Genomic DNA, 13,120 nt, shown 5'->3' with positions numbered 1-13,120 from the left:
TTTCTCTTTTAATCTCCTACACTCATTCATCTGGATACATCATGATTTTGACACTCTCACCCTCAGGATTCCTTGCGCATTCTATCGCCTGAAACAGCTGGCTTAACGGATAACGGTGCGTCACCATCTTTTCAGTGTTGACCACTTTTGCTTTCAGAAGCTCAAGAGCTTCACGATAATGATATGGATGCGATGAATAGGCACCTACTACCTTCACTTCATCATTGAAAAATCGTTCAGCAGGAATGGCCACATCTCCCTTTGGAAAATGAGCAAACACCAAAATCGTCCCGCCTCGCGCTACAGCTTGAAACGCCTCTTTTAAAAGCGCACTGCTCCCAACAGAAATAATAACGAGGTCTGCTCCCTTACCATCTGTTTCTTTCATCACCCGGTTTTCCACTGGCTCAGCTGCTGGATGAAAAGCGGCATCTGCACCTAAACTTCTCGCACGCAGCAGCCTGTTCTCATTCACATCTGTTATCATCACTTTTCCAGCTAAATAATATTTGGCAAGCTGCAATTGAATACAGCCAATTTGCCCCGCTCCAAGGATCAAGACGGAATCTCCTGGATGAACAGGTGCTCGTTCAAACCCGTGCAGGCAGCAGGCAACGGGTTCTACCATCGCCCCTTGCTCATACGATACGTCTTTTGGAATCTTGCCCATCGTGTGCTTGACATGCAAAGCAGGTATACGGATATATTCTGAAAACCCGCCTGGATCTACATTTGTGGCTGTAAACTGCGGACACATCGTATAAAACCCCTTTTGACAAAAGTCACAGGTGAAACAAGGCACATGATGCGCCACATAGACCCTGTCTCCCGTCTGGACATTTGTCACGCGCTTGCCGGTCTCGACAATATCACCAGCGATTTCATGTCCCAGCACGGTCCCAGGAGGTACTGTCTCATGCGTTGCTTTATAAATATCCGTTCCGCATAAGCCGCAGGCACGCAGTTTTAACAGAACTTCATCATCACCGATGACTGGCCGGTTCCGCTCCTCATACCGAATGTCCTCTGAAGAATAAAAGACAGCTGATTTCATGTAGCTGTATCCTCCTTTTCATCACCCTTCGCAAAATCCTGTAACGTTTGCACAAGCTGTTTGTACTCACTCATCTCACTTGATATCCAGTAACGCCCTCCGAATATCCGGGCTGGGCCCACCCTGACATAGACTTTCCCGATATGAGGATATGGCTTTAAAAAAAGCTTTCCTTTAATATCAGACACAGCATATGTGTGCCATCTGCCAAAAGCCCCTATCTTCAGTTGATCTTCACTAATGACGACATTTGTCGGCTGGTTCAGTCCTGTGATACTAGACAGCATGAGAATCGGCAGTGTATAAACGCCCAGCACAGCTAACGGCTCAGGTCCTGCTGACCATAACGTATAAAGAGACCAGAGAAAAAACAGACAGATGAGCACAGCCGGAAGAAAAATAGACAACACTGCAGACGTTCGGCTATAAGCATGATGCTGCATGAGACTTCCTCCTTTCAAATCACTAGAAGGAGCCGCGAAAGCTCCTCCAGAAAATAGCCCTCTACTTGATATGATCAATGATTTTCTCGATATCATCTTCAATACCAAATCCAGTTAAAAAGGATAATGTTTGAATCACAGGCGTTCCTTTTGTATCACTAACAGGTGTTGTCGTCACAATTAAATCAGCACCCTCTGCTTTTTGCGGGACTTCAGATGCCTTACATTGTTCCACCACGACATCATATCCTTTTTCCTTTAATGTCTCTTCTACCTTTTTAGCCACAACCGTTGATGTTGCAACTGCCGTTCCGCATGATACTAATATTTTCTTCGCCATTAGAATCCCTCCAGCTCATTTATTGTTCTTTCTGATCTAAGCCCATTTCTTTTGCATATTGCTTTTTAATATCATTTCGCACCCAGTACCATAGAAGCGCATAAGCCAGAGCACAGATAATCGCTGCAATAAAGTAAGGGTTGCTCGGATCAAGAAGTCTCACCATGATCCAAGGAATGACGTGAGAACCAAGGTCAATACCTGAAATCATGTTTGCTCCTTCTGGGAAATCAAAGCCGACGGCTTTCCCCATGGTTGTTGCAAGCGGTGCAAGGTTCGTTGCGATAAAGAAGACAATCATTAATGTAAAAATACTGTTAATAAGGCCGCGAATAATATTTCCACGAGCGGCTGCTACTGCCCAGACAACTGTAAATGGCAGAACCGATAAGTCAGCAAACGGAAGCATGCCATTGTAAGGCAGAACAACAGCGAGCAAAATCGTAATCGGCACCATTAAAAGGGCTACCGCCATATTCGCTGGATGACCAATGACAATCGCTGTATCTAAACCAATATAGACATTTTTCCCTGGGAAACGCTTTTGAATATAAGAACGAGCGCCCTCAGAGATTGGAATGAGTCCTTCCATTAATAACGCAACCATTCTTGGCATTAAGACAAGAACTGCTGCCATTTGAATCCCGAGTGTCATCACGCCTTTTGCATCATAGCCGCCGAGAAGACCAATAATGATACCAAGTATGAGACCCATCACAAGCGGTTCGCCAAAGATGCCAAAGCGTTTCTTTAATGTTTCTGGATCAGCATGAATTTTGTTTAAACCAGGAATTTTATCAATGACGCGGTTGGACGCATACATCAGCGGTGCGAAGTTGACCGTTTCAGCATGAGCCATCGATACGCCTTTTAATCCAAAATGGTGTTCGATTGTCGGCGCTGTCCAATCGGCTAATTTAAGCGTGATCGCAGAAACAATCAAGCCAACAGCAAGAGCCAAGAACATATTATGATAAGCGTAGTAAGTAACAGAGGCTGCGAAAATTAAATGCCAGAAGTTCCAAATATCCACATTCAGTGTTTTCGTGAAGTTTACGGACAATAAAATCACATTTAACAAAAGCACAAGAGGAATCATGAGCGGGGCAACAGGTGTACCAAAGGATATGGCAGCGCCAATCGGCCATCCAACATCCAAAATGTCGAGCTTTAGTCCAAGGGAATTAACCATAGCTTTCGCTGCTGGCCCAAGACCGCTCACGAGCAAATTAATGACAAGATTGACACCGACAAATCCAATTCCGATCGTAATACCGGCCCTGAAGGATTTCTTAAAGCCCTGCCTTAAAATCATACCGAAAAGCGTCATAATAATCGGGAGCATAATAGTTGGTCCAAGGTCTAATATAAAATCGACGGCTTGCTTGATCATACATCCACCTCCTGAATTTTTCAGATAAAGCGCTTACATTATTTCATGAATGATTATTGGTTTAGCTCTTGTTGAAGCAAGTGAGCCGCTTCTTCATAAGAGGTCATGTGAGACAGCTTTGTCATCACTTCTTCTTTTCTAAAAAGTGTCATCAGCTTCTCGAGCATCACAAGCTGCTTACTAGGCTCAGAGATTGCTAGGACAAACACAATTTTGGCTTGCACTGTTTCATCGGGGCTCCCCATCTTATGAAACACGACAGGTTCCTTTAATGTAGCAACACTAATCGCCGGTTTGTTCACATGCTCAGGATCTGTATGCGGAATCGCTACCCCAAAAGTTGCAAGCGGGAGACCTGTAGGATATGTTTTTTCTCTTTCAAGCACTGCAGGTAAATAGCTCGATTTAATGTACCCTCCAGCTTCTAACCTATCTGCTAAGTATGTCGTCACCTCCTCTCTCGAAGATGCTTCGAACTGCAGCGTAATCAGTTGTTCATTTAACTCAAACAAGTTATTCAAACAACCACCCCTTTCATTTGGTATAAATATGAACACATGTAACAAAAAGAATGAACATTTTAGAATAGAACCTTTTATAAAGCGCTTACAATTATACTTCCTGAAAAATGTTCAATACCGTTACCTTTGTAAAGATATTATAATATTCTAAATTATAAGTCAATGTTCCCAGGGAAATTTTTATAGAAAAAAGACGCAGTGATCGCTGCGTCTTTCTCTACTCGCCTTCTATACTTCTTGTTAAATGTGGCTTCCTATATCTAAAAATTCAGATACAAATAGATTGTCTGTCTGTACTGCCATTTCTTCCTTTGTGCCAATTTTTTCGATTCTTCCTTCATTCATCACCACGACACGATCAGCAATATCGAATGCTTCTTCTTGATCATGTGTCACAAAAATAGTGGTCATTTGAAAGTCACGATGAACTTTTTTCAGCCAATGCCTTAATTCTTTCCTTACCTTTGTATCAAGAGCACCAAAGGGTTCATCTAAGAGGAGTGCCTTCGGCTGAACGGCAAGTGCTCGTGCCAGTGCTACACGCTGCTTTTGTCCGCCTGACAGCTGCTCTGGATAACGCTGCTCATACTGCGTGAGCTGAACAACCTCTAAAAGCTCATGCACCCGCTCTTTGATGTCTTTTTTAGGCAGTCTTTCTCCTCTAGGTTTAATTTTCAGCCCATATGCCACATTATCAAAAACCGTCATATTTCGAAAAAGCGCATATTGCTGAAACACAAAACCGATTTGCCGTTTTCGTACTGGAATGTGTGTGTAATCCTGATCTCCGAATAAAACTTGCCCGTTATTGGCGTAATCAAGACCTGCAATGATTCTTAATAACGTCGTCTTTCCAGAGCCAGATGGTCCTAATAAAGAAATCAATTCACCATTTCTTATCGATAAATCCACGTTTTGCAAAACCTTTGTCTGACCAAATTGTTTTGATATTTGTTTTGCTGTAATCCCCAAGGCCGATCCCTCCATTTATGTTGACCGCTTGCCAAGCCGGTGATCCCTCTGCTGAATGATTTGTTTAATGATTAAAGTAATGACTGCCACAAATGCCATAAGAGACGCCACAGCAAAAGCGGCTTGAAATTGGTACTCATTGTATAAAATTTCGATATGAAGCGGCATCGTATTGGTCATCCCTCGAATATGACCTGATACAACCGACACAGCACCAAATTCACCAATCGCTCTTGCCCCGGCTAAAATAACGCCGTAAAAAAGAGCCCATTTGATATTTGGGAGTGTCACAAGGAAAAAAGTCTTCCATCCGTTTGCACCAAGTGTGAGTGATGCTTCCTCCTCATGAATGCCTTCATGCTGCATAAACGGGATTAATTCTCTAGCAATAAACGGAAATGTCACGAATATGGTTGCTAGAATCATGCCTGGTACAGAATAAATGACTTTCCATCCATTCTCCATAAGCCAAGGTCCTAAAAGCCCGTTTGAACCAAATAAAAGCACAAATACAAGTCCAGCAATCACAGGCGAAACGGCAAACGGGAGGTCAATTACAGTCGTTAACAAACGTTTGCCGCGGAAGTTAAATTTTGTGATAAGCCATGCAGCACTCACCCCGAAGATCATTTGAAGCGGCAAGGTGACGACGACAATGAAAACGGTCAATTTGATTGCCGCTAGTGTATCTGGATGTGAGATGGCCAGAAGGTATGAACTCCACCCTTTCTCGAATGCCTTTGAAAACACGGCGATCAGCGGTATGAGTAAAAATAAAATCAAAAAAGCGTACACCACCGTAATTAATAGGATTTTTACCGTTTTAGATTCGGTTACAGGACTTTTATACTGAACATGATGCCGATGACTAAGCTCTCTCTCCAATGGTTTCACCTCACGTATACTTGTTTTTTCCGCTCAACATACCACTGAATGCCGTGAATCAATAACAGGATGAAAAACGAAAGAAGCAGCATCAAGCATGCAATCGCTGCTGCACCATGATAATCATATTGTTCAAGCTTGGACATGATCATCAGCGGTGTAATTTCTGTTTTAAACGGAATATTTCCAGCAATAAACACAACAGAGCCATATTCCCCTAGTGCTCTTGCAAACGCAAGTGAAAATCCAGTCATCACCGCAGGAAACAAGGCTGGTAGCAGCACGTGAAAAAAGGTCTGTCTCCTTGTCGCACCAAGAATCGCCGCAGCCTCTTCCACTTCCTGCTGCAGCCCTTCTATCACAGGCTGGACGGTTCGGATAACGAATGGTATGCCGATAAAAATAAGTGCCAAAATAATCCCAATCGGTGTGTATGCCACCTTTAAATGCAGAAATTGACCAATCCACCCATTTGGAGAATAAAGGGTGGTGAGAGCGATACCCGCAACAGCCGTTGGGAGCGCAAAAGGCAAATCGATGAGAGCATCTAAAATTTTCTTTCCGGGAAATGTGTACCTGGCGAGAACCCAGGCAATCAGTACACCAAACCCTGCATTGATGAGAGCAGCTGCAAAGGAAGTCGTCACGGTCAGCTGGAGCGACTTCAATACTCTTGCATCGGTAAACACCTTCCAAATCCCCTCTGCTCCTAATGAAGCCGTCCAAATAAATACCATGGATAAAGGAATGACGACAATCGCACTTACATAAACGAGCGTCACCCCAAGGCTCAGCCCAAATCCAGGCAATATACGTTTTCTTTTATTGGCGGCTGCATGTGTTTTCTTCATCACATCGCCCCCTATTTTTGTCCGCTGTATATTTGATCAAATAAGCCGCCATCATCAAAAAATCTTTTCTGCGCCTTTCTCCACCCGCCAAATGCTTGATCAATCGTCACCATATCAATCTTTTTAAACTGGTCTTTATATTTGTTTAAGACTTCTTGATTTCTAGGACGATAATAGTTTTTCGCCGCAATTTCCTGCCCTTTTTTAGAATATAAATAATCTAAATAAGCCTTTGCCACTTTCTCTGTTCCTTTACGTTTCACATTTTGATCGACGACCGCAACAGGCGGCTCTGCTAGAATACTAATCGATGGGGTGACAATCTCAAATTTGTCTTTGCCTAGTTCGTGCTGTGTTAAATAGGCTTCATTTTCCCATGCAATTAACACATCTCCAAGACCGCGTTCAACAAAGGTCGTTGTGGCCCCGCGTGCACCTGAATCAAGGACTTCGACATGTTCATATAGCTTTTTGACAAAATCCTTTGTTTTGTCTTCATTCCCATGAAATGTTTTATCGGCATATGCCCATGCAGCTAAGTAATTCCATCTCGCACCGCCGGACGTTTTCGGATTTGGTGTAATGATGGACACACCTGGTTTAATCAAGTCGTCCCAGTCTTTAATATTTTTGGGGTTCCCTTTCTTCACAAGAAACACAATGGTCGATGTATACGGAGTTGACTGATTTGGAAATTCTTTTTGCCAATCTTTCGAAAGCAGTCCGCGATCTGCAATCGCATCAATGTCATACCCTAAAGCCAGCGTTGCCACATCTGCCTCGAGTCCATCAATAATCGATCTTCCCTGCTTTCCTGATCCACCGTGAGACTGCTTGATCGTGACATCCTCACCTGTTTTGTCTTTCCAATACGTCTGAAAGGCTTGATTGTATTCCTGATACAATTCACGTGTAGGATCATACGAAACATTTAACAGCTCAACCTTCCCCTTTTGCTTTGAGGATTCGTTTGCGTTTGAGCACGCAGCACTCGTCACAGCCAAGACCACTACGATGGTTACAACCGAGACCCATTTCCACTTTTTCACGTTATCCCGCTCCCCTGTTATCAAATAATAGTGACACCAACCTTGCCGTTTCATACGCAAAAAAGACCCTTAGCCACTTGAAATACATTACAGTCCTGTACTTCAAATTGCCAAGAGCCTTCGGTTGTCCGATCAGCTATGTATGATTGATGTTAGTCTATATATTATTCAAACTATTCACAGGTGTCAACTCTGTTTTTTAATTAAACAAAAAAAGAAACGCCATCTTACAGAGGCGCTTCTTTTCCCGGGAAATGGTTTTAATCGGCAGATAGCTTTAAATTGACACCAACAGCGGTTCCATTTCTCGAGGAGTCAGCTACTCCAGTAAATGTCCCTGCTTTTCGATCAATGAGTAAAGCTTGCACATTTCCTATATCAATAGGCGAACTGCCAAAACGGTGACCCATGTCATTTAGCTTCGTTCTCACATCAAGGGGAACTCCTACTTCGTAACGGTAAGAAGTTGGACTGTTTGTATATATCCGCGGCTCTTCCACTGCATCTTGAAGCTCCATATCGTATTCAAGCAAGTTTAGGATGGTTTGTGAAACAGAAGCAATAATGGTCGTTCCTCCAGGTGAGCCAACAGTCATGACCGGCTCGTTATCTTTGAATATGATCGTCGGGGTCATACTGGATAATGGACGTTTATTCGGCTGGACTTCATTTGCTCCGCCTGGTCTTGCGTCAAAATCTGTTAGTTCATTGTTTAAGAAAAAGCCATATTCCGGAACAAGAATCCCTGTACCAAATAACTGTTCAATGGTTGTTGTGAATGACACGACATTTCCCCACTGATCGGCAACAGTAAAATGAGTGGTCTCGCCAATGGTTTTATCTTCTGGCTGCGGGACAATCGGGGATGGATTTTTTTCATCCTCATAAGCCCATGGATCTCCTTCTTTCGGGTTTTTATTCATTTGATCTAATTGAATGAGAGAAGCTCTTTTTGAAATGTAATCATCGTCTAGTAGTCCTTTTAGTGGAACATCTACGAATTCGGGGTCGCCTGCATATGCAGCACGGTCAGCATAGGAGAGATGCATTGTTTCAGCAAGCAGCTGATATTTTTCGAATGATTTGGGGTCATATTGTGATAGATTGAAGTGATCTAGTATTTTGAGTATTTGCAGCATAAACACACCGCCTGAGCTTGGTGGAGGCATACTTGCAAGCTGGTATCCTTTATAGTCCCCCCAGATAGGCTTGTCAGTCTTGACCTCATAACGACCAATGTCATCAGTTGTCATCGTTCCGCCAAAATCTTGGACTGTATTTGCAAGTGCCTTTGCTACTTTTCCTTCATAAAATGCTTTACTTCCTTTTTTCGCAATGAGCTTAAATGTTTTGGCAAGGCCTGGCTGTACAAGCAGATCGCCTTCTTTGAGCGGCTGATCATCTGGAAGAAAGATTGGCGCTGCAGCCGTTTTTTTCAGCTTTCCTTGATGATCTTCAATGGCTTGTGCCAGAACAGAATCGATTTCAAATCCATCCTCTGCAAGCTGGATGGAAGGCTCAATCAATTCCTTCATCGAACGGGTCCCCCACTTATCCAATGCTGCCTCGAGACCTTTTACTGTCCCTGGAACACCAACCGCATTACCGTGTGTAGACCGCTCAGCAAATGGGATGACTTTTCCCTCGTCCGTTAAAAACATGTCAGGTGTTGCGCCCTGTGGTGCTCGTTCTCTACTATTGATGATGGATGTTTCTTTTGTCTTTCCATCATAAACCATCATAAAACCACCGCCGCCAATTCCAGACATCATTGGCTCTGTCACATTCAGTGCGTACTGGATGGCAACAGCAGCATCCACTGCGTTTCCACCTTTCTTCAATACATCAGCACCTACTTCTGATGCCAGCGGGTGAGCAGTAGCCACCATGCCATCTTTACCAACAGCTACTTTACTCCCATGAGATTCGTTCGCATTGACTTGGCTGACAGGCAGAAAAAACGAGAAAACAAACAGACATATGGACAAAACAGTTAGAGAAATGCGTTTCATGAACAACACCCCTTCCATATTCTTACTTTGACCTTACCGACTTCTTGACCAGAATACAATAGATTATTCTAAAATTTCAAAAATTTTCATCCTATCATCCTACATTTCCCAAATCGGACATTGTTTTTCAAAACATATGACGCACTCGATCATTAGGAATAAAGACACATCATTTCCAACGATTCGGGTTCAAGGTATAATAAATACAACAAAGAGGGGGAAAAAACGGTGAACAACAAAAGCAGATTATTTTGGGAAGACTATTGGAAAGAGAAATCAGAACAAGCACCTGCTGACGCATTTGTATCGGCGTGGGCATTCGGATCAGATCCAGATCATTTACTTGATCTTGTCAAGCAAGGAAAGAAAACAGCCACTTGTTCTGGACACCTGTTTTATGAAAAGGAACATGAGCCGCTTCCAAAACCCGGACAATATGCGGTCATTTTGGATAGCCAGGAAGAGCCAAAAGCCATCATTGAAATTACAGATGTAGATGTCATGCCAATGAATGAAGTCCCCGAATCATTTGCAAAAGCAGAAGGTGAAGGCGATTTATCTTATGACTATTGGTATAGAGAACATAAAGAATTTTTCACAGAAGCACTCCAATCATACGGATTAGATTTCAAAGAGGATATGCTTCTTGTTTGTGAAAGGTTTAAGCTGATTCATTCGGCTTCTTAGCCTATAAGCGGTGCCAAAAATGGCCCGCTTTTTTCGTTGCTTTTCTCCTTTTAGAAAAAGGTGTGTTGAGATCACATCTTTAGGTCAGAATAAGATCAAATAGAAAAAGTGAAGAAATTTTCGACTACACCTGTTTTTTTTCGACAAAAGAATATATAATTATTTGATGTGTGCATTGTCTCATTTATACAATGGAGGGTTTTTACATGTTAAAAAGGAAAAAAGACAAGTTTTCCGTCTTGTTAACGGAAATTGCTAAAAATTTAGATGAAACTGCTGAGTATTTTGTTAGCTATAAAGTAACAAATCAAACCACTCTGAAAGAATTTTCTGACACATTGAAGGAATATGAGACAAAAGGTGATAATCATGTTCATACCATGATTAAAGAGCTGAACAAAGCCTTTATTACACCGATTGAACGTGAAGACATTCTTCAATTAACGAATAGCCTCGATGATGTTTTAGATGGAATTGAGCATTTTTCCGCAACATTAGAAATTTACTCAATCACAAGCTCTGACGAACATATCGACAAATTCAGCCACTACATCAGAGAGTGTGCGAAAGAAATTTTAATCACAATTGATTTACTAGCTGAAAATCGCTTGAAAGATATTCATCCGCACGCAATCAAGATTAAAGAGATTGAACATAATTGTGACAATCTTCATCGTAAATCATTAAAGAACTTGTTTGGAAAAGAAACAGATCCAATTAAGGTGATTCAATACAAAGAAATTTATGAAACACTTGAAGAAATCGCTGATTCCTGTCAAAGTGTTGCCAACAATCTAGAAACAATCATTATGAAGAATGCGTAACGGGGTTAGTTAAACATGGACACATTACTCATCCTTACCATACTTATTGTCATTTGTGCACTTGCTTTTGATTTCATTAACGGGTTCCACGATACAGCAAATGCCATTGCGACTTCAGTTTCAACGAAGGCATTAAAGCCTAGACATGCGATTATCATGGCAGCGTTCATGAACTTCTTAGGAGCAATGACATTTACAGGTGTGGCAAAATCCATTACAAAAGATATCGCAGATCCATTTACACTTCAAAACGGCTCTGTTGTGATCTTGGCTGCTTTAATTGCCGCCATCACATGGAACTTGCTTACTTGGTATTACGGGATTCCGAGTAGTTCTTCACATGCACTAATCGGATCAATTGCAGGAGCGGTTATTGCCTCTGCTGGTTTTGGCGCTTTAAACTATTCGGGATTCATTAAAATCATTCAAGCCCTTTTGCTTTCACCTATCCTAGCTTTCGTATTGGGATATATCGTGTATACCATTATCAAAATTATATTTAGAAACAACAATCTCGCAAAAACGAATAAACAATTCCGACGTGTTCAAATTTTAACGGCTGCACTGCAATCGTATACCCATGGAACAAACGATGCGCAAAAAGCGATGGGTATTATTACGATGGCTTTAATTGCCGGTAATTTGCATACAACAGACGACATTCCTTTCTGGGTACAATTCTCTTGTGCGCTTGCAATGGGACTCGGTACTTCTATTGGCGGCTGGAAGATTATCAAAACAGTCGGCGGTAAAATTATGAAAATTCGTCCAGTAAACGGAGTATCTGCCGACTTAACGGGTGCAGCTATTATCTTCGGTGCGACGTTTATTCACTTACCTGTTAGTACCACTCACGTGATCTCATCTTCTATTCTAGGTGTAGGTTCTGCACACAGAGTCAAAGGGGTAAACTGGGGTACGGCAAAACGTATGCTTGTCACTTGGGTGATTACATTACCGATTTCAGGAACTCTAGGAGCTCTTATATACTTTTTGTTAAATGCGATTCTCTAATTTCAAAGACCTGTCTGACAGGTCTTTTTTTATTTGTCTGCACACTTAAATATTTTTGTCCTTCAGGACATTTTTTCATGAAGCAGGGTTTCCAATCATATCCATAGAAATAAACAAGTATTCATCTGTCTATGGGAGAGAAGAACATGCTATTATTTTTTCAATTGACTGTATGGTTACTGCTAGGTGCTCTTGCTGTGTATGTATTTGCGGTATGGCGCTTTGAACAAAAAGTAAAAGAAAAGATGTTTGCCATTCGTAAAACGTGGTATTGGATTTATGTAGCAGGTGCTGTCGTGTACTGGACAAATGACCCTTCTTCTATCTTCACTGATTGGATGCACTACTTGATCATTGCCGTTTTTTTCGCATTAACCGATGCTTTCATCTTTCTTAGCTCCTATATTAAGAAACTCGGAAATCATGAGCTGGAAACCGACACCCATCAACTCCTTGAACAAAATAACGATCTGCTTCATTCTTACCTCAATAAACTAAAAACGTACCAATACCTATTGAAAAATGAACCGATCCATGTATATTATGGAAATGTAGAGGCATATATAGAGGGAATTGAGCGGCTGATTTATTCTTTTGCCGACAAGATGAATATTCAAGCGGTGCTTTGTCCATACGATACGCAGGAACAAAAAGATGACCTGCTTCGGACACTTGACCAGCGGGCTCTCATTCAGGCGAAGCTTGACAGGCAGGAAGTATATTATGATGATTTCGGTCATTTGGTGCTCATCCCATTTTCTGTAGCAGATGCTCATTTTGTCATTAAGCTCACCTCCGATGAGATTGTCACGGAGTTCGACTATTTATTAATGACATCACTTACAACAATTTATGACCTAATCTTGCCTGACGAAGAGGAAGGTGATGAAGATGGACCACGCACTTCAAGGGGATAACAACAATCCTAAGAAAAACCCTTTTAAGATTTTAAAGAAAAAACGCCATATCAGTATGGCCGATTATAAGGTAAGCCCCCATACTGAGCGAATTTTTAAAAAGAATGAACAGCTTCTGGATGAGTATAAAAATAAAAAGGCTTGATTACACTAAAGGA

The 13,120-nt window shown here is 41.9% G+C and carries 15 protein-coding genes; 5 read left to right on the top strand and 10 right to left on the bottom strand.

Translation table 11 applies throughout. The annotated features are described in order from the left end of the window. Window positions 1-22: 22 nt before the first annotated feature. The 10 genes from MHI46_RS06195 to ggt all read right to left on the bottom strand — a co-directional run bounded on the left by MHI46_RS06195 (window position 23) and on the right by ggt (window position 9,520). Window positions 23-1,054 (bottom strand): alcohol dehydrogenase catalytic domain-containing protein, encoded by a 1,032-nt coding sequence (locus tag MHI46_RS06195; protein ID WP_260775870.1) that lies wholly within the window; start codon window positions 1,052-1,054, stop codon window positions 23-25. Further along, window positions 1,051-1,497: a hypothetical protein gene (locus MHI46_RS06190; RefSeq protein WP_260775869.1), complete on the bottom strand. Its 447-nt coding sequence runs from the start codon at window positions 1,495-1,497 to the stop codon at window positions 1,051-1,053. The genes MHI46_RS06195 and MHI46_RS06190 overlap by 4 nt, the downstream gene beginning before the upstream one ends. A 61-nt stretch (window positions 1,498-1,558) precedes the next feature. Further along, complete coding sequence (locus tag MHI46_RS06185) at window positions 1,559-1,837, bottom strand: PTS sugar transporter subunit IIB (RefSeq protein WP_003212259.1); 279 nt, start codon at window positions 1,835-1,837, stop codon at window positions 1,559-1,561. 19 nt (window positions 1,838-1,856) lie between these two features. Beyond that, window positions 1,857-3,230, bottom strand: a complete 1,374-nt coding sequence (locus MHI46_RS06180; protein ID WP_025093457.1) for a PTS transporter subunit IIC — start codon at window positions 3,228-3,230, stop codon at window positions 1,857-1,859. A 53-nt stretch (window positions 3,231-3,283) separates the two neighbouring features. Further along, a complete protein-coding gene (locus MHI46_RS06175; protein WP_058838933.1) occupies window positions 3,284-3,751 on the bottom strand; it encodes a PTS sugar transporter subunit IIA in 468 nt (155 codons plus the stop codon). 240 nt (window positions 3,752-3,991) lie between these two features. Beyond that, window positions 3,992-4,723 carry a sulfate ABC transporter ATP-binding protein gene (gene cysA / locus MHI46_RS06170; protein WP_185847123.1) on the bottom strand — a complete coding sequence of 244 codons (732 nt, stop codon included), beginning with the start codon at window positions 4,721-4,723 and terminating at the stop codon, window positions 3,992-3,994. Window positions 4,724-4,738: 15 nt separating this feature from the next. Then, window positions 4,739-5,608 (bottom strand): sulfate ABC transporter permease subunit CysW, encoded by an 870-nt coding sequence (cysW, locus tag MHI46_RS06165; RefSeq protein ID WP_144491144.1) that lies wholly within the window; start codon window positions 5,606-5,608, stop codon window positions 4,739-4,741. Between the two features lie 5 nt (window positions 5,609-5,613). Further along, entirely contained in the window at window positions 5,614-6,459 is an 846-nt protein-coding gene (cysT, locus tag MHI46_RS06160) for a sulfate ABC transporter permease subunit CysT (RefSeq protein ID WP_039177942.1), read from the bottom strand. Window positions 6,460-6,470: 11 nt separating this feature from the next. Then, window positions 6,471-7,508: a sulfate ABC transporter substrate-binding protein gene (locus MHI46_RS06155; RefSeq protein ID WP_106025260.1), complete on the bottom strand. Its 1,038-nt coding sequence runs from the start codon at window positions 7,506-7,508 to the stop codon at window positions 6,471-6,473. Window positions 7,509-7,768: 260 nt separating this feature from the next. Beyond that, entirely contained in the window at window positions 7,769-9,520 is a 1,752-nt protein-coding gene (ggt, locus tag MHI46_RS06150; RefSeq protein WP_058838928.1) for a gamma-glutamyltransferase, read from the bottom strand. A gap of 228 nt (window positions 9,521-9,748) precedes the next feature. On the opposite strand from ggt, the gene MHI46_RS06145 reads away from it, so the two are divergent. The 5 genes from MHI46_RS06145 to MHI46_RS06125 all read left to right on the top strand — a co-directional run bounded on the left by MHI46_RS06145 (window position 9,749) and on the right by MHI46_RS06125 (window position 13,107). Beyond that, a complete protein-coding gene (locus MHI46_RS06145; protein ID WP_059376836.1) occupies window positions 9,749-10,207 on the top strand; it encodes an ASCH domain-containing protein in 459 nt (152 codons plus the stop codon). Between the two features lie 206 nt (window positions 10,208-10,413). Further along, a complete protein-coding gene (locus MHI46_RS06140; protein WP_024426775.1) occupies window positions 10,414-11,031 on the top strand; it encodes a DUF47 domain-containing protein in 618 nt (205 codons plus the stop codon). A gap of 15 nt (window positions 11,032-11,046) precedes the next feature. Continuing rightward, window positions 11,047-12,045 (top strand): inorganic phosphate transporter, encoded by a 999-nt coding sequence (locus tag MHI46_RS06135; protein ID WP_342503170.1) that lies wholly within the window; start codon window positions 11,047-11,049, stop codon window positions 12,043-12,045. Window positions 12,046-12,191: 146 nt separating this feature from the next. Beyond that, the gene (locus MHI46_RS06130) at window positions 12,192-12,962 is read left to right on the top strand and encodes a type II toxin-antitoxin system SpoIISA family toxin (protein WP_342503169.1); all 771 of its coding nucleotides are present in this window, start codon (window positions 12,192-12,194) and stop codon (window positions 12,960-12,962) included. After that, a complete protein-coding gene (locus tag MHI46_RS06125) occupies window positions 12,931-13,107 on the top strand; it encodes a type II toxin-antitoxin system SpoIISB family antitoxin (RefSeq protein ID WP_080652934.1) in 177 nt (58 codons plus the stop codon). Before MHI46_RS06130 ends, MHI46_RS06125 begins: the two co-directional genes overlap by 32 nt. Window positions 13,108-13,120: the final 13 nt, after the last annotated feature.

It is taken from the genome of Bacillus sp. FSL K6-1000 (assembly GCF_038630785.1).
Lineage (GTDB): Bacteria > Bacillota > Bacilli > Bacillales > Bacillaceae > Bacillus > Bacillus safensis.
This window is presented reverse-complemented; position numbering and strand designations above follow the sequence as displayed.

Excerpts from the sequence above, each read along its gene's own strand:
- MHI46_RS06130 (WP_342503169.1), top strand. The coding sequence starts at position 12,192 with ATGCTATTATTTTTTCAATTGACTGTATGGTTACTGCTAGGTGCTCTT.
- ggt (WP_058838928.1), bottom strand. The coding sequence starts at position 9,520 with ATGAAACGCATTTCTCTAACTGTTTTGTCCATATGTCTGTTTGTTTTC.
- MHI46_RS06190 (WP_260775869.1), bottom strand. The coding sequence starts at position 1,497 with ATGCAGCATCATGCTTATAGCCGAACGTCTGCAGTGTTGTCTATTTTT.
- MHI46_RS06180 (WP_025093457.1), bottom strand. The coding sequence starts at position 3,230 with ATGATCAAGCAAGCCGTCGATTTTATATTAGACCTTGGACCAACTATT.
- MHI46_RS06125 (WP_080652934.1), top strand. The coding sequence starts at position 12,931 with ATGAAGATGGACCACGCACTTCAAGGGGATAACAACAATCCTAAGAAA.
- MHI46_RS06195 (WP_260775870.1), bottom strand. The coding sequence starts at position 1,054 with ATGAAATCAGCTGTCTTTTATTCTTCAGAGGACATTCGGTATGAGGAG.
- MHI46_RS06185 (WP_003212259.1), bottom strand. The coding sequence starts at position 1,837 with ATGGCGAAGAAAATATTAGTATCATGCGGAACGGCAGTTGCAACATCA.
- cysT (WP_039177942.1), bottom strand. The coding sequence starts at position 6,459 with ATGAAGAAAACACATGCAGCCGCCAATAAAAGAAAACGTATATTGCCT.
- MHI46_RS06135 (WP_342503170.1), top strand. The coding sequence starts at position 11,047 with ATGGACACATTACTCATCCTTACCATACTTATTGTCATTTGTGCACTT.
- MHI46_RS06140 (WP_024426775.1), top strand. The coding sequence starts at position 10,414 with ATGTTAAAAAGGAAAAAAGACAAGTTTTCCGTCTTGTTAACGGAAATT.